Source organism: Acinetobacter sp. WC-743 (genome assembly GCF_000335555.1).
GTDB lineage: Bacteria > Pseudomonadota > Gammaproteobacteria > Pseudomonadales > Moraxellaceae > Acinetobacter > Acinetobacter bereziniae.
The window spans coordinates 74,583-95,412 of record NZ_AMFQ01000151.1; the positions used below are offsets into that span (position 1 = coordinate 74,583).

At 39.6% G+C, this 20,830-nt stretch carries 18 protein-coding genes and 2 tRNA genes; 5 read left to right on the forward strand and 15 right to left on the reverse strand.

Annotated features, from left to right (window positions below; translation table 11 throughout):
* Positions 1 to 17: 17 nt before the first annotated feature.
* From ACINWC743_RS22915 to ACINWC743_RS22930, 4 genes are read right to left on the reverse strand one after another with little or no spacing between them, the layout of a single operon-like run.
* Positions 18 to 548 carry a pilus assembly protein PilP gene (locus tag ACINWC743_RS22915; RefSeq protein WP_005034344.1) on the reverse strand — a complete coding sequence of 177 codons (531 nt, stop codon included), beginning with the start codon at positions 546 to 548 and terminating at the stop codon, positions 18 to 20.
* On the reverse strand, positions 545 to 1,297 hold the full coding sequence (locus tag ACINWC743_RS22920; RefSeq protein WP_009587190.1) for a type 4a pilus biogenesis protein PilO: 753 nt from the start codon (positions 1,295 to 1,297) through the stop codon (positions 545 to 547). Before ACINWC743_RS22920 ends, ACINWC743_RS22915 begins: the two co-directional genes overlap by 4 nt.
* Positions 1,294 to 1,935 (reverse strand): PilN domain-containing protein, encoded by a 642-nt coding sequence (locus ACINWC743_RS22925; protein ID WP_009587209.1) that lies wholly within the window; start codon positions 1,933 to 1,935, stop codon positions 1,294 to 1,296. Before ACINWC743_RS22925 ends, ACINWC743_RS22920 begins: the two co-directional genes overlap by 4 nt.
* A complete protein-coding gene (locus tag ACINWC743_RS22930) occupies positions 1,935 to 2,993 on the reverse strand; it encodes a pilus assembly protein PilM (protein ID WP_009587163.1) in 1,059 nt (352 codons plus the stop codon). Before ACINWC743_RS22930 ends, ACINWC743_RS22925 begins: the two co-directional genes overlap by 1 nt.
* Before the next feature lie 163 nt (positions 2,994 to 3,156).
* On the opposite strand from ACINWC743_RS22930, the gene ponA reads away from it, so the two are divergent.
* On the forward strand, positions 3,157 to 5,697 hold the full coding sequence (gene ponA, locus ACINWC743_RS22935; protein WP_009587169.1) for a penicillin-binding protein PBP1a: 2,541 nt from the start codon (positions 3,157 to 3,159) through the stop codon (positions 5,695 to 5,697).
* A 59-nt stretch (positions 5,698 to 5,756) separates the two neighbouring features.
* Here the strand turns inward: ponA and ACINWC743_RS22940 are convergent, their stop codons facing one another.
* The 10 genes from ACINWC743_RS22940 to ACINWC743_RS22985 all read right to left on the reverse strand — a co-directional run bounded on the left by ACINWC743_RS22940 (position 5,757) and on the right by ACINWC743_RS22985 (position 16,886).
* Positions 5,757 to 6,560 (reverse strand): putative RNA methyltransferase, encoded by an 804-nt coding sequence (locus tag ACINWC743_RS22940; RefSeq protein WP_009587213.1) that lies wholly within the window; start codon positions 6,558 to 6,560, stop codon positions 5,757 to 5,759.
* A gap of 73 nt (positions 6,561 to 6,633) precedes the next feature.
* Positions 6,634 to 7,752: a phospho-N-acetylmuramoyl-pentapeptide-transferase gene (gene mraY, locus ACINWC743_RS22945; protein WP_004825397.1), complete on the reverse strand. Its 1,119-nt coding sequence runs from the start codon at positions 7,750 to 7,752 to the stop codon at positions 6,634 to 6,636.
* Positions 7,752 to 9,161, reverse strand: coding sequence for a UDP-N-acetylmuramoyl-tripeptide--D-alanyl-D-alanine ligase (locus tag ACINWC743_RS22950; protein ID WP_009587210.1), 1,410 nt, complete (start codon positions 9,159 to 9,161; stop codon positions 7,752 to 7,754). Before ACINWC743_RS22950 ends, mraY begins: the two co-directional genes overlap by 1 nt.
* 9 nt (positions 9,162 to 9,170) lie before the next feature.
* The gene (locus ACINWC743_RS22955) at positions 9,171 to 10,679 is read right to left on the reverse strand and encodes a UDP-N-acetylmuramoyl-L-alanyl-D-glutamate--2,6-diaminopimelate ligase (protein ID WP_009587194.1); all 1,509 of its coding nucleotides are present in this window, start codon (positions 10,677 to 10,679) and stop codon (positions 9,171 to 9,173) included.
* A 7-nt stretch (positions 10,680 to 10,686) separates the two neighbouring features.
* Entirely contained in the window at positions 10,687 to 12,522 is a 1,836-nt protein-coding gene (gene ftsI / locus ACINWC743_RS22960) for a penicillin-binding protein PBP3 (RefSeq protein ID WP_009587176.1), read from the reverse strand.
* 9 nt (positions 12,523 to 12,531) lie between these two features.
* The gene (locus ACINWC743_RS22965) at positions 12,532 to 12,864 is read right to left on the reverse strand and encodes a cell division protein FtsL (protein ID WP_004825406.1); all 333 of its coding nucleotides are present in this window, start codon (positions 12,862 to 12,864) and stop codon (positions 12,532 to 12,534) included.
* Positions 12,864 to 13,787 (reverse strand): 16S rRNA (cytosine(1402)-N(4))-methyltransferase RsmH, encoded by a 924-nt coding sequence (gene rsmH, locus ACINWC743_RS22970; RefSeq protein ID WP_009587168.1) that lies wholly within the window; start codon positions 13,785 to 13,787, stop codon positions 12,864 to 12,866. Before rsmH ends, ACINWC743_RS22965 begins: the two co-directional genes overlap by 1 nt.
* Positions 13,788 to 13,957: 170 nt before the next feature.
* A complete protein-coding gene (locus ACINWC743_RS22975) occupies positions 13,958 to 14,395 on the reverse strand; it encodes a GNAT family N-acetyltransferase (protein ID WP_009587214.1) in 438 nt (145 codons plus the stop codon).
* 96 nt (positions 14,396 to 14,491) lie between these two features.
* Positions 14,492 to 15,508, reverse strand: coding sequence for a sulfate ABC transporter substrate-binding protein (locus ACINWC743_RS22980; protein WP_009587181.1), 1,017 nt, complete (start codon positions 15,506 to 15,508; stop codon positions 14,492 to 14,494).
* A 385-nt stretch (positions 15,509 to 15,893) separates the two neighbouring features.
* Entirely contained in the window at positions 15,894 to 16,886 is a 993-nt protein-coding gene (locus ACINWC743_RS22985; protein ID WP_005034362.1) for a sulfate ABC transporter substrate-binding protein, read from the reverse strand.
* Between the two features lie 376 nt (positions 16,887 to 17,262).
* Between ACINWC743_RS22985 and ACINWC743_RS22990 the strand changes: the two genes are divergently transcribed.
* From ACINWC743_RS22990 to ACINWC743_RS23005, 4 genes are all read left to right on the forward strand, one after another.
* Entirely contained in the window at positions 17,263 to 17,574 is a 312-nt protein-coding gene (locus ACINWC743_RS22990; protein ID WP_009587188.1) for a hypothetical protein, read from the forward strand.
* Between the two features lie 138 nt (positions 17,575 to 17,712).
* Positions 17,713 to 19,221: a glutamate--tRNA ligase gene (gene gltX / locus ACINWC743_RS22995; RefSeq protein WP_009587179.1), complete on the forward strand. Its 1,509-nt coding sequence runs from the start codon at positions 17,713 to 17,715 to the stop codon at positions 19,219 to 19,221.
* A gap of 58 nt (positions 19,222 to 19,279) precedes the next feature.
* Positions 19,280 to 19,355, forward strand: a tRNA-Ala gene (locus tag ACINWC743_RS23000).
* A gap of 26 nt (positions 19,356 to 19,381) precedes the next feature.
* Positions 19,382 to 19,457 (forward strand) — tRNA-Glu (locus ACINWC743_RS23005).
* 159 nt (positions 19,458 to 19,616) lie between these two features.
* Here ACINWC743_RS23005 and ACINWC743_RS23010 read toward each other — a convergent pair.
* The gene (locus ACINWC743_RS23010) at positions 19,617 to 20,693 is read right to left on the reverse strand and encodes a type VI immunity family protein (RefSeq protein ID WP_009587166.1); all 1,077 of its coding nucleotides are present in this window, start codon (positions 20,691 to 20,693) and stop codon (positions 19,617 to 19,619) included.
* Between the last annotated feature and the right edge of the window lie 137 nt (positions 20,694 to 20,830).

Here is a 20,830-nt window from a genome sequence, read left to right on the forward strand (position 1 = left end):
TATTCCTTTATTCCGTTTTAATCCACTGGACCAATTAGAACTAGACTGCGTGGTCTTTCGATATAACCGTCTCGACCATCTGGAACAATTTCCAATAAATCAATACGGGTCGGTGTAATTTCAATAATTCGACCCTGATTCATCCCCATGTAATTGCCCAGTTGAACACGTTCAATTTCACCATCTGGTGTTTGGATTAATCCTACCGTTTGTCCTGCATTGCCCTTCATACTTCCTTTCAGTGTCAACGACTCTAAAGGATAACTTTCAAGTGGCTGCGGTTGTCTAGAGAAATTCGGATACACTCGTTTTCCTGACATCACCTTTAATTCATTTGCCAACGAACTTGGTAAGAATGGACTACGCAATTGTTGTGCAGAATAATTAAAACTTGGCACAGGATTAAATACAGGTGCTGGTTCAATCGGCAAAGGTGTTTGACTACGAATATTTGCCATTTCCTGATTGACGGCATCAATCCTAGAGTCACAACCAACCAACAACAAAGTGAATGAGATTCCACAGATTATTTTATTGTGTTTTTTCATTGTGGTGTCCCTCCTTGCTGTGGTGTCGATGGTGCAGCTGGATTTGTCTGATTCACATTTTTTTGAGCTTTCTGTTCATCAGCACCAATATAGCGATAGGTTTTTGCCTTAATGGTATAGTCAATCACAGGGACATCAGATTTTTTATCCTGACTGGCAGTTCCTGTAATGGTGAAATCATGCAAAGTAACAATACGTGGTAAAGCAGCGACGCTACTGACGAAAGTACCAAATGAGTGATAATCCCCTGTCGCATCAATGGAAATAGGTTGTTCAATAAAGAACTCTTGCTTCACTTCAGGTTCAAGTCTGATATTTTTAAATTTTAGCCCTGAACTCACCCCAGTCACGTTAATATCTTCAACCAAACTTGGAATTTCAGTTTCTTTTGGCAACTGTTCCAGTTGTTGATTGAAATTGGCTTCCATTTGCTGTAACTGAGCTTGATATTGTTGCAAATTTCGTAACTTAGAGTCTTTTTCTTTAAATTCATTCAGTAGATTCTGTTCAACTGTGCGTGCCTGATCAATTGCATCCAGCTTCGGTCTCACCGCAAGAAAATAGCCAATTGCACAAACCACAAAGAACAAAAATATCCAACAAGTAATTTTTACCGATAGCGGCCAACTACCATAGTTGTTCATATCCAAAGTATTGAACTGTTGAAAAAATTTCTCAACTGTCATTTTATTCTTTTTTGGAGCATCATTTACCGATGAATCTAATTGCTCAAAATCTTCACGACTCATTTCGCACCCCCAGCAGCTGGAACTTGTTCAGCCTTTGTTGCACTATCATCTGCTACAGAAGCGATTTCCCCTAAATCTACAGTGACCACAAAGCTTCCATAGGACTCTTCTACTCGAGGAATTACGGATGTTTGTGCTTGATTTTTATTTTCTTCTGCAGCTAGGAATGAATTCATAAAGGCATTTCTATACCACTCAGAAGCTTCCAAACCACGCAATAATTCAGCAACGGTATTCGGACTTTCAGCTTTACCTTCGATGTTAAATTTATCGCCAACACGACTGAATTTCGTGATGTACATTTGTGCTGGAACGACACGAACCAATTCATCAACCAAGCGAACAATCACAGGACGTTGTCCTTGTAAACCTTGAATCAACTTCATTCGCTCAATAATGGCATTACGACGCTCTTGCAAACCATCTAAAGTTTTTAATTGCATATCTAAGTTTTGATTGGTACTGGTTACCAACTGATTGGCTTGTTCTTGATCCTCAAGTTTATGATCAAAATAAAACCATGCCAATAACACAGTTGCCAATCCAATCAATGCAACACCCACACAGATTGCCACAAATTGTTTCTTTTTCTGTTCTCTTAGCTCGTCACGCCAAGGGAGTAGGTTAATCTTTGCCATTAATCAAAACTCCTCAACGCTAAGCCACATGCAACCATAAGTGATGGTGCATCATTTTCTATTTTTCTTAAGTCAATTTGTGGTGAAAAACCCATTTGTAAAAATGGATTTGCAATGGTGACGCGATAACCAAGTTTTTGTTGTAATAATTTTGCCAAACCTGGGATATTTGCATTTCCGCCTGCCAGCAAAATATGATCAATCTCATTAAATTGTGAGGAGGAGAAGAAGAATTGTAATGAACGTGCTGCTTGCTGGACCACAGCTTCTAAAAACGGCATTAACACTTCAGTTTCAAAATCATCGGGTAAGGTGCGGTCTTTCTTGGCACGACCGGCTTCCTCATAAGATAAACCATAACGATTTTGCACATCTTGTGTCAGTTGTTTGCCCCCAAACACCTGCTCACGCGTGTAAATAATCTTACCTTTTTGCATCACAGACAATGTGGTCATGGTATGACCAATATCTAAGATCCCAACAAGATTAACCCCGATAGGTAAAGTATCTGAAAAGACATCGAATGCACGTTCTATGGCATAGCTTTCTACATCTGCAATTTTAGGAGATAAGCCTGCAATTTCCAGAACTTCAACACGAGACTCAATATTTTCAGCACGTGTCGCCACCAAAAGTACATTCACTCGATTCGGATTGGCTAACTTATCATTCAATACTTCAAAATCTAAGCTCACTTCATCCAAAGGAAAAGGAATATATTGTTCAGCATCCATTCGAATCTGAACTTCTCTTTCCTCATCGGACATATCTGCATCCATTTCTATGATTTTATGAATCACCATAGAAGTAGGTACAGCAACAGCCACATTTTGCGATTGAGGGTTAGCAAGATTAACTGCTCGCTCTAATGCATCTGCAACTGCTTCTGGATTGAGAATGTTTTTTTCAACCACACTCCCATCAATCAGCGGACTTAATCCATAACTTTCAACCCAGTAACGACCGTTCTTAACAGAGAGCTCTAAAATTTTTACAGTAGTAGAACTAATATCTACTCCTACCAACCCCTTATTTTGCTTACGATATAGTCTAAGCACGATACATTTCCTATTATTTTTTTATCCCCAACAAATAACACAAACTAGCTGTATTTGGTCTTAATTTTTTACAGATACAATATCCCATCTAACAATCCATCACATGAGAAGCTATACTGACCACAATTAGTTTGCCATTAGCTATTATTAAAACTTACTTGTTATGAAAAAGCTATCTTGTTCAGGTCATATTCATCCCTTTTTTTTGCTGATTATTATTATCTTAGTCGCAATTCCGATGGGCTTTTATGGAATGTACCTATATATTGCCCCATCTCTGCCAGAAATGAGCTCTTTAAAAAAAGCGCCATTATTAAAACCTTTACAAGTTTACTCGGCAGATAATCAATTAATTGCTGAATATGGTGGCAAGCTTTCTGTGCCTGTGGAATACGATCAGATTCCGCCGCATTTCATTCATGCTTTCCTTGCTGCCGAAGATTCATCTTTCTTTGAACATAGCGGAATCAGCTTTAAGGGCTTAGGTCGTGCATTGAGTGAAAGTGTGACTGGATCAAATGTACAGACAGGTGGTTCGACCATCACCATGCAGGTTGCCAAGAACTATTATCTATCACCTGAACGTACTTTGAAGCGTAAATTGACTGAAGTATTTTTAGCCCGAAAAATAGAACAAAACTTATCCAAAGAAGAAATCTTATCTTTATATGTCAATAAAATATTCTTAGGTAAAAATGCCTATGGTATTGCTGCTGCAGCAAAAATTTACTATGACAGAAGCTTAGATCAGCTCAGTATTGCACAAATGGCGATGATTGCTGGTTTGCCTAAAGCGCCTTCTAAATATAACCCTGTTGTAAACCCTGAACGTGCATTAGAGCGTCGTAACTGGATTTTGGGACGAATGCTTCAGCTAGGCTATTTGAAACAGGCTGAATATGAAAAAGCGGTTGCTGAACCGATTAACTTAAGCATGCCAGATCGCGGTTTAAGCAATAAATTTCCTTATGTCGGTGAAATGGTTCGCGCTGAATTGGTAGAAAAGTTTGGTGAACAAGCGATTGATTCGGGTTATAAAGTCTATACAACTGTCAATAGCCAGCGTCAGCAATATGCTGAAGATGCTGTACAAAAAGGTTTAGAAGATTACGACCGTCGTCATGGTTGGCGTGGTGCTGAGGCACATGACAAGCCACTCAAAGATTTTATTCCTTATGCCAATACATACCCTGCCGAAGTAATTAAAGTGGGTAGCAATATCTTTGAAGCCAAAATGCAAGATGGTTCAACGGTAACCGTCCCTTGGTCAGGAATGTCTTGGGCAAGAAAATACATCAATGCCAACGCTGTGGGTGGTGCACCCAGTCGTGCCTCGCAAATTGTTTCAGTGAAAGATATCATCCGTTTACGTCCCAATGACAATAAAACGGCTTGGTCTTTGGTGCAAACCCCGAAAGTCCAAGGTCAACTTATTGCTATCAATCCAAATGATGGTTCGATTGAAGCTGTGGTCGGGGGGTACAACTTCTATCAATCGAAATTTAACCGTGCATTACAAGGTTGGCGCCAACCAGGCTCCACCATTAAACCCTTTGTTTACGCACTTGCCCTTGAACGTGGTATGACACCTTATACTATGGTCAATGACAGCCCAATTACGATTGGTCGTTGGTCACCAAGAAACTCCGATGGTCGTTATTTGGGCATGATCCCATTACGTCGTGCCTTATATTTGTCTCGTAATACAGTATCTGTACGCTTACTACAAAGTGTTGGTGTTGAACGTGCACGACAATTACTGATGGACTTTGGTTTACAAGAAGATCAAATTCCGCGAAACTTCACCATTGCCTTAGGTACACCACAAGTACTTCCTGTACAAATGGCAACAGGCTATGCAGCTATTGCCAATGGGGGATATCGCATTCAACCGCATTTTATCAGTCGTATTGAAGACGCTTTTGGTAAAACCATCTATGAAGCAAGCCCTGAATATGCATGTATTCCATGTATTAATCAAAAAAATCAGACAGTTGATGCCGAAGTCACCCCAGATGATGAAGTGATTGAAGGTGCCAATCTCAGTGTTGATGATGCAGCAACACCTTTAAGTAAAGAAGAGCAAAGTAAATATCGTCAAGCCCAACGTATTTTAAAATCACAGTCGGCCTTCGACATGGCAAATATTCTTCGTGATGTAATTGTACATGGTACAGGTCGTGCTGCACTTAAGATTGGTCGTGATGATATCGGTGGTAAAACAGGAACAACAAATGATGCTAAAGATGCTTGGTTTGCAGGGTTCAATGGTAAATTGGTTGCCATTGCCTGGGTAGGCTTTGACCAACCATCTACATTAGGTCGACGCGAATTTGGTGGTATTGCTGCACTTCCAGTTTGGACCAGCTTTATGGATAAAGCTTTAAAAGGCACGCCATCGGCTTGGGTACACTTTGATAAAGATGCTAAAGCACCAATTTCACGTGAACAACGTCATCAAACTCAAATTGATGACCAAACTCAAAACGAAAGCTATGGTTCATCTCCACCTTTAGCCCGTCCAATCTTTAGACCAGCTCCAGTTGCTCCAACACGTAACGCGTCCAATGATTTTGATGATTTACCTGATGAGGGTAATGATCAGCCGTTAAAGCCGAATAAAGCAACACCGCCTGCGATGAATCAAGGTGCTGCAAAACGGGAACAAGACTCGCTTGAAAATTTGATTAACGAAGTTCAATAGTCAAATTTCATCATAAAAAATGCCATCAATAGATGGCATTTTTTATGTCGATTAATTGGCTATTTTTTCTGGAAAATATACATCTGAAATGCGGCTTTTAATTCAGTTTGCGCTTGTTGTTCTAAAACCATACGCTTTTCAGGTTTTGCTTTATATGCATAAGGTGTCATAGCAATCAGATTTTTTAATTGTGCTTGATTTAACTCAAAAGTCGTTTCCACAATCGGTTGCTCAATCAAATCAAAATGCGCTTGTAATTGCTCAACAAACTTATGCGGATCATGCATTTTTACTTCATCAAACAAACCTTCACGCATTGCATACAAATGCTCAGGCGCAGGTGTAACCACGATGAGATAGGCCTGAGGCTTAAGGACTCGCAGGATTTCCTCAATAGGGATTGGGCTAAACAAACTGGTACATAGATCTATGGATTGATCTAAAACTGGTAATGTCGCTCCTGTTCCCACAATCCAAGTCACTTTTTTATTGAGCTTTGCAGCCACCTGAACTGCATTTTTCGCAATATCTACCCCAACACATTGCATCACCTCATGTTGCATTGCATCAGTATAGTAGCCTTCACCGCAACCGATATCCAACAGATTTTCAATACGTAAATCTCGAATTTTTTTTACGATTGCTTGTTGTAAAGGTGCATAAAATCCATCACTGAGAAAAGCCCGTCGCGCTTGTATAGATTCAACAGTATCCCCTGGATTTTTACTGTGTTTGTGTTGTACCACATGTAAATTGACATAACCTTGCTTTGCGACATCATAACTATGATGATTTACACAGCGCCAAGTTCGACCTGATAGGCTTAACCCCTCACGGCATACAGGGCACATCAATAAATTCATCGTATTCTCCACAAAATATAGTAAAAGCCAATAAAAAAGCCGGCAAATGCCGACTTCTTCAACTGACTTTGGCTTATCGTAATTTTAATGTCATTAGACCTAAAACTACCAGCATAATTGTAATAATCCAGAAACGGATCACCACTTGGGTCTCACGCCAGCCTTTCTTTTCATAATGATGATGTAAGGGTGCCATCAGAAAAACACGTTTATTACGCATACGTAGCGATCCGATTTGCAAAAACACGGAAATCGCTTCAACAACAAATACCCCACCCATGATGGCGAATACAATTTCTTGACGAACCATCACTGCGATTGTACCCAACATCGCACCTAGGGATAATGCTCCCACATCCCCCATAAAGACTTGTGCAGGGTGTGCGTTATACCATAAGAATGCTAAACCGGCACCAATCATCGCAGCACAGATAATCACCAATTCAGATGTATATTTCACATAAGGAATATGTAAATAATTGGCAAAGCGAACATCACCTGCCAAATAAGCAAAAACACCTAAACCAGCCGCAACCAAGACAATTGGCATGATCGCCAAACCATCCAAGCCATCAGTTAAGTTCACCGCATTTGAACCGCCATTAATGACCAAATAGGTGAAAATAATAAACCCAATCCCCAATGGAATTGCAGACAATGGAATACTCAAATTCTTAAAGAATGGAATCAATAAATCCAACATATTGGCTGTATGTATAGGGTTATCCTGCTGAGTTGCAATTACATACAATGCAATACCCGCTCCCAGTGAACCGATAGATGTCCAAAAGAATTTTTTCTTGGCAGGCAAACCAGCATTGTCTTTATAACGAACTTTAATCCAGTCATCTGCCCAGCCTACCGCACCAAAGATCACCATAACCATTAAAACAATCCACACATAGGGATTGGATAAGTCTGCCCAAAGCAAAGTACTAATCCCAATGGAGAGTAGGATTAAAATCCCGCCCATGGTTGGTGTACCCATTTTCTTGGCATGATTTTCAGGTGCAAACGAACTGACTGCTTGACCATATTTGAGTGCTTGTAGTTTACGAATCATCACTGGGCCCAAAGCCCAACCAATCGCAAGTGCAGTCAATACACTGAGCAATGCGCGTAACGATAAGTATCGAACAACTTGGAACGCATTTTCATAACCCGCCAAGTGTTGAAATAACCAAAACAGCATTAAACTTTCTCCATCAAATCAGCCATCAACGTTTCCATATGGGTATAACGAGAACCTTTAAATAAGAAACTCATGGACTGGGGTTGATGTGTTTTTATTAAACTTAATAATAAAGGCAAAGCTTGTTCTTGATTCAGAAAAGCTTGTAATTTTTTACCATATTGAGTGCTTCGAGCACCTTCTTGTGTTGCAGGAGCAAACTCGCCTACAGCGACAACAAAATCAATACCACTCACTGAAACGAGATCACGACCTAGCATGTAATGCTGTTGAGCCGCAGTATCTCCCAGCTCTCCAATATCTCCGATGACCATGACTTTAATTCCTTGCTGTTGTGCAAGCACCTCAGCTGCGGCACGCATGGACGTTGGATTGGCGTTGTAGGTATCATCAATCAATAAATGATTATTTTTTTGAATAAAGTTTAGACGCCCTTTAGCCCCTTGTGCCGACTCTAAACCAGCAACAATATCCTCTAAAGCGATACCGATTGCTAAGGCGAATGCTGTTGCAGCCTCTGCATTATGTACATTGTGTACACCTGCAAAAGGCAAATTAACCAATTTGGAGCCTTGTGGTGTATTGATAGTAAATATTGCTGATTGTGCAAGCAACTGAATATCTGTTGCAAAAACCTCACCACCATCCCCAAAACTCAAACAATGTTCTGTCTGTATAGCTTGGCGAATCGTATCAGTGAAATCATCAGCCGCAGGAATAATAGATGTTCCTGTTTGATCAATATGGCGATAAATTTCAGATTTAGCACGACAAATTCCATCGCGACCGCCAAACTCACCTAAATGTGCAGTGCCGATATTGAGAATACCCGCCACCTGAGGTTGTACCAAGTTTGAGGTATAGTCAATTTCACCTTGATGGCTTGCACCCAGCTCCATGACTGCATATTGATGTTCTGAACGCAGTTCCAAGAGCATCATTGGCACACCAAGATCATTATTTAAATTACCACGAGTAATCAAAGTCGGAGCTAAACGTGTAAGGATACTACCCAACATTTCTTTGGTGGTGGTTTTACCACTACTGCCAGTCAGTGCAATCACTTTTAATTGAGGATGCTGAGCGCGACGATACGCACCTAAATGTCCCAATGCCAAACGGGTATCTTCAACAACCAACTGACAAATATTGGCTTCAACAGGATGACTGACAATCGCAATTTGGCAGCCATTTTCAGCCACTTGCACAACAAAATCGTGTGCATCAAAACGTTCACCTTTAAGTGCTAAAAACACATCACCCCATTCAGCATGGCGTGAATCAGTTAAAATACGTTTAATTTCACCTTGTGGTACTTGATCTAAATACCAATATCCTTGAGTTGCTTCAGCAAGTTCTGTTGCTGACCATGGCTCTAAAGGTACAGTACTCGTCGTCGAGGTATGCATCGTTTATTCCTACTGAGCTGGATAGGCTGAATTGGTTTTATGGTGTTGCGCATCTATAGCAGATTGCACTTCAACAACATCATCAAACCAATGACGCACCCCATCTATTTCTTGATAGTTTTCATGTCCTTTGCCAGCAATCACCACAATATCGCCTGCTTGTGCATGCTTGACTGCATATTTAATCGCTTCACGACGATCACGAATCTCATGCACCTCGTGCTGGCTAAAATCGATATCTTGTTTCATGTCGGCAAAAATTTGTTCAGGATTTTCAGTGCGCGGATTATCTGACGTCATCACCACAGGGGTGGCTTGTTCCAATGCTGCTTTGGTCATCAAAGGACGTTTACCACGATCACGATCACCTCCACAACCAAATACCGCCCAAAGTTGATTTTCAACATGGCGCTTTAAAGTTTTTAATACTTGGGTTAATGCATCTGGCGTGTGGGCATAGTCGACAACAAATAATCGATCCTGATCACGAATGACTTGCATTCGTCCTGGTGCGCCTTTTAACTTTGGTACTTGTGCAATCAACTGTTGTAAATCAAAGCCTGCTTGCTCAGCGACAATTAAACTTGCCACAAGGTTTTCAATATTAAAATGCCCGAGCAATGGGCTATGTACAGTAAATTCGCCTTTGGCTGTTTTTAAGTGAAAAACTGCACCATCCAAGCTGTATTTAATTCCAAAGACCTGATAATCAGCAGCTTTAGAGGTCGAATAAGTCAATACTTTAGGGTGCGACAAATTACTGCTCGCAGCATTCATCATCAAATCAGCATGCGCATCATCAATATTAATAACTGCGACTTTTAACGAAGACCATTTAAACAATAAAGATTTTGCTTCAGCATAGGCTTCAAGTGTTCCATGATAATCCAAATGATCACGGCTTAAATTACTATAGGCGGCAATTTCGATATCACAACCATTCAAGCGCCCTTGCTCCAAGCCATGAGAACTCGCTTCGATTGAAGCAAATTCAGCGCCTTGTAAGGCAAAATCATGCATTAGATTTTGTAAATGCAAAGCATCTAAAGTAGTATGAGAGGACGCTTCCAAGTGCGGTAAAATACCATTACCTGTTGTCCCCATAACCGCACATTTTTTATTTTGCAATGTCAACAACTCAGCAACCAAACGTGAAATCGTTGTTTTACCATTGGTTCCAGTGACAGCCAAAACGCGTACCGCTTGTACAGGTGTTGTTGCTTGTAAATATTGTTTTTGCCATTGTCCCATCAATCTGCGAACTTGAGGACAAACCAAAGCTGGTGCAATCCCTAAGTCCGTTTCACTAATCACTGCCAATGCACCTTTATCCAAAGCCGCCTGAGCAAACTGCCGTGTTTTTTCAGGTTGAGAATAACTGGTTAATGCAATAAAAATCTGTCCGTGCTGAACATAGCGACTATCTAGAGAGAAACCCTTAAATGGCTCAGACATCCAACTCTGTGTATGGTCTTGATCACGACCATTGTGATAAATGTCTTGAAAATTAATCATCATGATTTACCTATCGCGTCGCCTTTGCCGTTTCAAGCGGCTTGTCCAAAGGCACATTCATTAAACGTAAAGACTCTTGCATAATTCGAGCAAAAACTGGTGCTGCAACCAGACCACCATAATATTGACCACGAGGATTTTCCACCACCACAATAATCGCTAATCGAGGATCACTAATCGGCGCGACACCTGCAAATAATGCACGATATTCTGTATTTGAATAACCACGATGATCAGGACGCAGTTTATGTGCCGTTCCTGTTTTACCACCAACACGATAACCTGGAATATTGGCTTGTTTTGCGGTTCCGCCTGGCATAGTCACTTGCTCTAACATCAATAAAACTGAATCAGCAATTTTAGGATCTAAGACCTGCTTCCCTTTGGGCTGGTCATTGAGTTTATAGAGACTTAATGGATATTCCACACCATGATTGGCTAACATGGCATAGCCTTGTGCCAACTGCAAAATCGTCGCATTTAGACCATAACCATAAGCCATTGTACCGATTTGCGATGAATTCAATTTCTCAGGAGGAAGCACCAAACCACTACTTTCACCTGGGAATTTCACCGCTGAACGCTGACCAAAACCGACCTTTCTAAAGAAGCTAGGTAACGTTTCTTTCGGCAAAGACAAGGCAATTTTTGCAGAGCCTACGTTAGATGACTTGATAATCACACCAGTAACAGTCAGTGCACCATAGTTATGCGTATCACGAATGGTATGGGAACCTAAACGCATTGAACCCGGGCTGGTATTAACTACAGTATTTGGCGTATATTGACCACTTTCCAACCCAGCAGCAATCGTAAAAGGCTTCATGGTCGAACCGGGTTCAAACATGTCGATTGCCCCTCGGTTACGCATAGCATCTTTATTATTTAAACCATTCTTATCGTTGGGGTTATAAGATGGCCAACTTGCCATTGCCAAAATTTCGCCCGTTTTAACATCTACAGCAATTGAAGATGCAGAGCGCGCATTGTTTGCCACACCTACAGCAGTCAACTCACGATACATAATATATTGCAAACGTGAATCTATACTTAAAGTGATATTTTCGCCTGCTTTAACCTCTTTGACCACTTCTGGCGTGCTAATACGGTTACCGTGCTTATCCCGTGAGATTTTTTGCTCACCATCCTCACCTGCAAGACGTGAGTTTAATTGCATCTCCAAGCCTTCAATCCCGGTTCCCTCACTATTGGTTAAACCAATAATCTGAGCATTGGGTTGAGGTTGTGGATAATAACGTTTATAGGTTTTCTCAGCATACACCCCTGCAAATTTATGCTGGGTAATGAAATCTGCCTGAGGCGGTGGAACTTCTTTTTTTAACACCAAATAACGTGAGCGAGGACGTTCATTCAAACGTTTCTTTAAATCTGCACGATCAATGCCTACCGCATCTGCCAATTCATCTAAATTTAAATTTTCATCCGGTAACTGACGTTTTAATTTTCGACTATTTGGCGTTTTCTGTAATTCAGCTGTGATGGTGTCAAATTGCTTTTTGGTCTCAAAATACTCTCGTGGATCAATCACCACTTTCATGATCGGAGAGCTAATCGCCAAAGGCACACCATGGCGATCACTAATCACCCCACGCATGGCTTTTAACGTTTCTGTACGCAAAATATTGGCATTGGCTTTATTTTGCAAAAAGTCTTTATTAATTACTTGCACATAAAATGCACGACCAACCAGACCTACAAAGCATAGTAGAACCACGCCCCACATAAGATAAAAACGCCACATATCGATAGATGCGGTACTTTTCTGGGTAATGGACGGCTGCTTTTTACGCGGTTGCCGAGTCTGTTTAGTTTGCTTATCTACCATACAGATGCCTTACTTCTTCTGCTCTGATTCACTTGGTAATGAAATGACAACTGTTTGTGCAGCTGGCGGTGAATACATTCGGAGTTGCGTTACTGCACGCGTACCAATTTGTGCTGTCGCACCAAATGTCTGTTGTTCAATGAGCAAACGCCCCCACTCTGCATTGATATCTTCGCGCTCACGCATATAACTATTTAAATCACGAAAATCATGACGATAAGCAAAAACTTGTAACACCACCATAAAAGCGCTGATCAGTACTGCGGCAACCATAAGACCATAAACAATTGCTTTTTTGACAGCCAGTTTACGACTTGATTCTTCTATAATTTCTTGTTTCATTATGCGCCTTTTTGTTCTAATCGCTCTGCAACCCGGAGCCAAGCACTACGTGAACGAGGATTCATCTTGACTTCTTCCTCACTGGCACGAATTCTGTCTATTTTTTTCAGTCGACGAGTATCTTGTACTTTTTGCGGTAATCCCCAACCATTATCTTCTGCTAAAGTTGATTCTTTTTGAATAAATTGCTTAATAATTCGGTCTTCAAGTGAATGAAAACTTATCACGGCTAAACGTGCATTTGATTTTAACAAATCTACGGCTTGAGGTAAAAAGGTATGTACATCATCCAGCTCTTTGTTGATTTCTATACGAATGGCTTGGAAAGTTCGTGTTGCCGCATGCTTATTCTTTTCCCACTTTGGATGTGCAACTTTAACAATTTCTGCTAATTTTCCTGTGGTTTCAATATAACCGGCTTGTTTAATCGCTTTGGCAATACGACGGCTATAACGTTCTTCACCATATTGAAAGATGATATTCGCCAAATGTTCTTCTTCAACATCCAGCAACCACTCAGCAGCGGTTTGCCCTTGTGAATTATCCATACGCATATCAAGTGGTCCATCATGCATAAAACTAAAACCACGTTCAGCTTGATCTAACTGAGGTGATGACACCCCTAAATCTGCCATAATTCCATCAACTTGATAAATATCCAATTGATTCAATTCTTGTTGTAAATCTGCAAAACTTGCATGAATAATTTTAAATCGAGGATCTTCTTTTTCAAGCTGATATGCCACTTCGAGTGCTTGAGGATCTTTATCAAAAGCATATACTTTGGAGTTTTCATCCAACTTAGAGAGCAATAAACGGGTGTGACCGCCACGCCCAAACGTCCCATCCACGTAAATTCCTGTATTGCGCCCTGCAAGTAAAGCATCGACAGTTTCATGTAGTAATACAGAAATATGAGACATAATTAGAGTTTCAGTTTAAGCAAAAAAAGTAACTGCACATTATTACCTTGTTTTGTTAAAGCTCCAAACGACTTTTTGTAGGGAAATATTACTTTTTATAGAGAAAACCGTTTTTCCTGTGTTTGAAACAAAAGATAGGGCAAAAAAACAACAAAAGCAGTGCTACAAAGTTACCGTGCTTGCTTCATCATTTTCACATCATGATTTTCAAAATGCTCAATGACCTGCCAACCATGTTGAGCATAAAACGTACAAGCACGGCTTCTTGCATCAGTTTCCAAGCAAATTTCTTGAAAATATTGAAATAAAAAATCTTCCGCTTTTTTAAGTAATGCAGTGCCAATGCCCTTTGCTTCAAAATCGGGATAAACAAACATTGCAAAAATACTTCCCTCATCTTGATCTGCTATTGCAAATCCACATACCTGATCATTCAATTCAGCAACCCAAACACAAGAACAACTGTGAATTAACTCAGATATGGTTGCTGTCGTAATACCTAACTCAGTCAATTGTGTTCGTGATAAATGATTCTCTTTGACTGAGGTTCGAATATCAAAAATTGTTTCAATGTCATTGGCTACCGCCAGTCTGATTTGGATGTACATAATTTCAAGTTATTGTTCAATTTGAACTGAGTCTAACCTATTCATTGATGAATAAAAAACCTCCTTAAGGAGGTTCTTCATCAAATCAATTACCGCTTAGCGTTTGGTATTATAAATCTGATCGAAAACACCGCCATTTGCAAAATGTGTTTGCTGCGCTTTCGCCCAACCACCAAATACTTCATCAATGGTGAAAGTTTTTAATTCTGGAAATTGTTTCGCATATTTTGCTAAAACCTTTGCATTATGTGGACGATAAAAATGACGTGCTGCCATATCCTGACCAATCGGGGAATATAAATAATTGATATAGCCTGTTGCCAACCACTTATTGCCATTCTTCTCAACAGTCTTATCTACAATCGCAACAGAAGGCTCAGTCAAAATCGACATAGACGGATAGACGATATCAAACTTATTGCCTGTGGCTTTTTTACTGACCATGGCTTCATTTTCCCAAGTCAATAAAACGTCACCAATGCCACGTTCAGCAAAGGTGGTCATGGATGCACGTGCAGCAGGATCCATCACTTTCACGTTATGATACATCTTGGAAACAAACTCACGCGCTTTCGCATCATCACCGCCCGGTTGTTTCAATGCATAACCCCAAGCTGAAAGATAAATCCATCTTGGCAAGCCACCCGTTTTCGGATTCGGTGTAATGATTTGCACACCCGGCTTGGTTAAATCTGTCCAGTCTTTGATACCTTTAGGATTACCCTTACGCACTAAAAATACAACCGTTGAAGTATAAGGTGCTGAGTTGTTTGGAAACTCTTTTTCCCAACCCGGGTTAATTTGACCCGACTTTACAATTTCATTGATGTCGTTGGCTAAAGCCAGAGTCACCACATCGCCTTTTAAACCATCCACCACGGCACGTGCTTGCTTTCCAGAACCGCCATGTGATTGTTTAAAATCCACAGTTTTTCCTGTACGCGCTTTCCAATATGCACCAAATGATTTATTAAACTCATCATAAAACTCACGAGTTGCATCATAAGACACATTTAAAAACTCACGATCAGCCGCATGAGTGACTTGAGTTGTCCCTGTAAATCCAGTTGCAATAATCACAGCACTTAAAAGTGCTTTAAAATTCTTTTTCATATGAGCGCCGCAGCAAATTTAAAATTATTCTAAATATATGAAATAAGCCAATAAACATCAATCAAAAGCATAAAGATACAAGATCGAATGAGGAGCAAAAATAAATGATGATTGATATTGATGAATTTTTTCAATTCATTGAGGTTTGAAATTGCCAGTTTAATTTTATTTTGATCATATTAGATAAAAGATAGAAAACCAAAAAACAGTCATGCTCAAACAGGACCACCTTTCATAAAAATATTAATCAATAAGGTACACATCAAGGCTATCGCAATAATATAAATCGCAATAATATAAGGATAAGTGATTTAAAGTAAAAACTGAAAAAAGTACAAAAAAAAAGCAAAGCCTGATCAGATCAAAAGGCTTTGCTTTCAAAGCATTACTTTTCAGCTGTAAATTGATCGTATACCCCACCATTGGCAAAATGCACCTTCTGTGCTTTCGCCCAACCACCAAAAACTTGATCAATTGTGAACAATTTGATTTTAGGGAATTTAGCAGCATATTTAGCAGCCGCTTTTGTATCACGAGGACGGAAATTATATTTTGCTGCAAGATCTTGCCCTACAGGAGAATACAGATAATTTAGATAACCTTTGGCTAGGTTTCGATTACCATCTTTATCGACAACTTTGTCGACAATGGCAACTGAAGGTTCAGCAAGAATGGAAATCGACGGATAAACAATCTGATATTTGTCTTTATCTGGACCAGAGGTTGCTAAAATTGCTTCATTTTCCCAAGACAGCAATACATCACCAATACCACGATCGGCAAACGTAGTGAGAGAGCCTCGAGCACCAGAGTCTAAAACTTTGACATTTTTATAAATCTTTTTCACCAATTCACGGGCTTTAGCATCATTACCACCTGGCTGTTTTAAGGCATAACCCCAAGCGGATAAATAAATCCAACGCGGTGCACCACCTGTTTTAGGGTTCGGTGTAATAATTTCAACACCAGGTTTTACCAGATCATTCCAATCTTTGATTCCTTTTGGGTTGCCCTTTCGGACCAGAAACACCACTGTTGAGGTATATGGTGCCGAGTTATTAGGAAACTCCTTTTGCCAACCTTTTTCAATCAGTCCCGCATTGACAATTTCATCAATATCATTCGCCAATGCCAACGTTACCACATCCGCTTGTAAACCATCGACCACGGATCTTGCTTGTTTTCCTGAACCACCATGAGATTGTTTAAACTCAACATCTTGTCCTGTTTTCGATTTCCAAAACTGTCCAAAACTTTTGTTATATTCTTGATAAAATTCTCGTGTGGGATCATACGATACATTTAAAAATTCTTTTGCAGCATATGTATTCCCTATCGCAATCAAACTGATTGCACTTAAAAGCAGTCGTTTTTTCATTTGTTTCTCAGTTTTTAGTACTTAGCATGCACTATATTTTCATTGTTTTAATTTAACAATCAATTACTTATAAAAATAAACTCTATTCTTTTCATATTTTAAGATATTCAAATATATGCAATAAACAGCTTAATAATTTCGAATATTTTCTAAACAACTTAATGTAGACTTGAATTCTTCACGATTCATCCATATTTATATGATATTAATTTAATTATTACATTTCGTTTCAATGGTTGTTTTTTAGACATTTTTTGTGTAGTATTATTAAAAAATGTGACGTAGTTAAGCTTTTTGTAACTTATTTTGCTACAATAACCATGTTAAACACACCTTGTTAAAGAAAAAAAATCGACCATCCGGGGGAGTAGATGGAATGAAGTATCCATTTTTAAAATTGTTAGGTATCAGTATAGGACTAACAATCATGGCGCAAACAGGTCATAGTGCTGTTATTAAAGATACTAGTCGACCAATACAATCTATGATTGTGGTATCCGACAAACAATCACCGATTGAAAAAGCGCTGAATCAGCAAAAACGTGGTGAAAGCAAATTGCTTTCAGACAAAGATCAAATCAAAGTTTTAACTTCACTTAAAACTACACCATCGCAAAACTTTTTAGCTGAACAACATCAAAAGTTTTCGCGTTTTGTACAAGCAATTTTCCAACCACATACCTCATAGTTGCTTGATTTGAGAAAATAAATTCTTTACTCCTCAAAAGAATTTAGAAGCCCAGTCCTTTATTGGTGAATTAACCCTTAAGCGATTGGGCTTTTTCGTTATAATAGTTTCAATTTACATTCTGAATAATATTTGGTTATGAAAGTCCGTACTCGTATTGCACCCTCTCCAACAGGTTTCCCACATGTAGGGACTGCCTATATCGCTTTGTTTAACTTATGTTTTGCCAAACAACATGGTGGTGAATTTATTCTTCGTATTGAAGATACAGACCAACTTCGCTCTACACCTGAATCTGAACAAATGATTTTAGACTCATTGCGTTGGTTAGGGTTAAATTGGTCAGAAGGTCCAGATGTCGGTGGTCCACACGCACCTTATCGCCAATCTGAGCGTATGGGAATTTATAAACAATATGCTTTAGAACTGGTTGAAAAAGGGCATGCCTTCTATTGTTTTGCGACGGCTGAAGAGCTTGATCAAATGCGTGCCGAGCAACAGGCTCGTGGTGAAACACCGCGTTATGATGGGCGTGGTTTAAAACTTTCTCAAGAAGAAGTACAACAACGTCTTGCTGCTGGTGAAGCGCATGTGATTCGTATGAAAGTACCTGAACAAGGGATTTGCCAATTCAACGACTTATTGCGTGGTGAAGTTGAGATTCCATGGGCACAGGTAGACATGCAAATTTTGCTGAAAACCGATGGCTTACCAACTTATCATCTGGCCAATGTGGTCGATGATCATTTAATGGATATTACCCACGTAATCCGTGGTGAAGAATGGATACCATCTGCGCCAAAACACCAGTTACTCTACCAATATTTTGGTTGGGAAATGCCAACATTATGTCACATGCCATTGTTGCGTAATCCTGATAAATCAAAATTGTCGAAGCGTAAAAACCCAACCTCGATCAATTATTACAAAGATATCGGCGTACTTCCTGAAGCATTACTCAATTATTTAGGTCGTATGGGATGGTCAATGCCAGATGAAAGCGAAAAGTTTACTTTAGCTGAAATGATTGAGCATTTTGACATTCAACGTGTCTCTTTAGGCGGTCCAATTTTCGATGTTGAAAAACTCAATTGGTTAAATGGTCAGTGGATTAAAGCGCTTACACCTGCCGAGTTGCTCAATACTTTGCTTGCTTGGAAAGCAGACCGTAAAACCCTTGAAGACATTGCTGCAGCCATTCAGCCACGTATTAATTTACTTTCTGAAGCTGTTAACTGGGCAGGTTTCTATTTCAATCAATTCCCTACCTTGTCAAAAGAACAGTTCGAAAGTAAAAAACTCAGTGAAGAACAAGTTCGTCAAAGTTTGCAGTTTGCCATCTGGCGTTTAGAAAGCTTATTTACTTGGAACAACGATACCGTAAGTCAAACGCTCATGGATTTGGCGAATCAAATGGAAATCAAACTCCGTGATTTCATGCCTGCATTCTTTATCGCGATTGCGGGTTCAACTTCATCGACCCCTGTTATGCAATCAATGGTGACGATTGGTCCAGACTTAACATTTGCACGTTTACGCCACGCACTTGAAATTGTGGGTGGTCCGAGTAAAAAAGAAGCAAAAGTTTGGGAAAAACTAAACGAAAGCATCAAATTGCCGAAAAATGATGCAATCGACGAAGCTTAATTCATTTTTCTGTTGACGTGAAGGCGCAATATCCCTAATATTGCGCTCACACAGACTGGGGGTCATAGCTCAGTTGGTAGAGCGCTACAATGGCATTGTAGAGGTCAGGAGTTCGATCCTCCTTGACTCCACCAAAAGTTTTACCTGTGTTGCCTCATCTGTCCCTATCGTCTAGAGGCCTAGGACATCGCCCTTTCACGGCGGTAACCGGGGTTCGAATCCCCGTAGGGACGCCATATTTAAGATGGCGACATCTTTGTAAAAAACCCAAGCATAATGACTTGGGTTTTTTATTATCTAAATTTTGATTCACTCAATGTGACTTCAACCTAGTGATATAGACAAGCTGTTGAAAAACTCATAGAGTAAAATATCACTTCATTTGATCAATAAATCTAATCCTGTGGCTTTAAGTTTTCAGGAACAGGATATTTTTTCAATAACTCAGCATCATCTTCTCGATCCCAACGTTCAAGCCACCAATTACATTGTTCTGGCTGAAAAAATACAGGTTCCCACTCTGCCAATGAATCGGCATATTGCGTTAACGGAAGCATTTTTTCTCGAATCGGTTTAAGAATATTGTTTAACGCTTGATAACCTTGTGGGCGTGGCAAACCTATTCTTGCCAATTGTGGTGATTCATCTGCTCTAAAAAACACTCCACCATTGATCGGCTCTAAACGTAATGGCGTATTCGGGTCTTGTTGTTGAATCGCTTGTACTTCATCGAGTTTTTCAAGCCACGGCTGACCGAGATACACCAACCAAGCTGTTGAACGTACACCTTTTTCTAAAGAGGGTTCATCATTGGTCACATGACTACTTTGCGTCATGTTCTTATCAATATCTAAGCCAAGAAAGCGATAATTGGCTGCGGTTTCAAAAGCTTGCCAAGTTACTGCTTGGGTAAAATCTAAGGGTTGCCCAACGCGATAACCACAATAGGCTTGTTCTATCTTAATTTCACGAACTATTGATTTAAAAAACTCAATACATTGCAAACGGTTGTTACTATTTTGAGTAAAATCAAATGGAAAAATAAAATTGACTGTTGAATAGCGTTCATTATTTGCCATCTCCGAACTACACAACACATCAACACCATAATTAGGTGCAAAACTCATTTTTGCTTGATCTGAAAAATAATAAATGACAGAGGTTTTTTCCTTTTTTATATCTTCTAATAAATTTTCAGGAAAACCGTCCTTACGAAATTTACGTTCACGTTGATTTTTTACGGATGCTTCTCGTTGAAATTCAACTCCTGTCAAAGCAATATAGTCTTGTATTTTTTTGACAAATTTTTCCTTAATTTCTAGTTGATCGCCATCATAAAACCAAAAAGACATCATTAAGTTTAAGCGCACTGGTTCTGTTTTGGATTCAACGTCCACATAAGGCAAAGTATAATTTTGTGTTTGTTCAATCTGATCTAACCAAGCTTCTGCTTGTTGAAATAACTCACCCATTATTTATCAACATCCCATAAATCAAATCTAATCCTGCGGCTTTAAGTTTTCAGGAACAGGATATTTTTTTAATAACTCAGCATCATCTTCTCGATCCCAACGTTCAAGCCACCAATCACATTGTTCTGGCTGAAAAA

Bases quoted from the DNA above. Each gene is read 5' to 3' on its own strand.
- ACINWC743_RS22975 (WP_009587214.1), bottom strand. From the start codon at position 14,395: ATGTACATCCAAATCAGACTGGCGGTAGCCAATGACATTGAAACAATT.
- ACINWC743_RS22980 (WP_009587181.1), bottom strand. From the start codon at position 15,508: ATGAAAAAGAATTTTAAAGCACTTTTAAGTGCTGTGATTATTGCAACT.
- ACINWC743_RS22955 (WP_009587194.1), bottom strand. From the start codon at position 10,679: ATGATGATTAATTTTCAAGACATTTATCACAATGGTCGTGATCAAGAC.
- ACINWC743_RS22915 (WP_005034344.1), bottom strand. From the start codon at position 548: ATGAAAAAACACAATAAAATAATCTGTGGAATCTCATTCACTTTGTTG.
- ponA (WP_009587169.1), top strand. From the start codon at position 3,157: ATGAAAAAGCTATCTTGTTCAGGTCATATTCATCCCTTTTTTTTGCTG.
- mraY (WP_004825397.1), bottom strand. From the start codon at position 7,752: ATGCTGTTTTGGTTATTTCAACACTTGGCGGGTTATGAAAATGCGTTC.
- ACINWC743_RS22950 (WP_009587210.1), bottom strand. From the start codon at position 9,161: ATGCATACCTCGACGACGAGTACTGTACCTTTAGAGCCATGGTCAGCA.
- rsmH (WP_009587168.1), bottom strand. From the start codon at position 13,787: ATGTCTCATATTTCTGTATTACTACATGAAACTGTCGATGCTTTACTT.
- ACINWC743_RS23010 (WP_009587166.1), bottom strand. From the start codon at position 20,693: ATGGGTGAGTTATTTCAACAAGCAGAAGCTTGGTTAGATCAGATTGAA.
- ACINWC743_RS22985 (WP_005034362.1), bottom strand. From the start codon at position 16,886: ATGAAAAAACGACTGCTTTTAAGTGCAATCAGTTTGATTGCGATAGGG.
- gltX (WP_009587179.1), top strand. From the start codon at position 17,713: ATGAAAGTCCGTACTCGTATTGCACCCTCTCCAACAGGTTTCCCACAT.
- ACINWC743_RS22920 (WP_009587190.1), bottom strand. From the start codon at position 1,297: ATGAGTCGTGAAGATTTTGAGCAATTAGATTCATCGGTAAATGATGCT.
- ACINWC743_RS22925 (WP_009587209.1), bottom strand. From the start codon at position 1,935: ATGGCAAAGATTAACCTACTCCCTTGGCGTGACGAGCTAAGAGAACAG.
- ACINWC743_RS22965 (WP_004825406.1), bottom strand. From the start codon at position 12,864: ATGAAACAAGAAATTATAGAAGAATCAAGTCGTAAACTGGCTGTCAAA.
- ACINWC743_RS22990 (WP_009587188.1), top strand. From the start codon at position 17,263: ATGAAGTATCCATTTTTAAAATTGTTAGGTATCAGTATAGGACTAACA.
- ftsI (WP_009587176.1), bottom strand. From the start codon at position 12,522: ATGGTAGATAAGCAAACTAAACAGACTCGGCAACCGCGTAAAAAGCAG.
- ACINWC743_RS22940 (WP_009587213.1), bottom strand. From the start codon at position 6,560: ATGAATTTATTGATGTGCCCTGTATGCCGTGAGGGGTTAAGCCTATCA.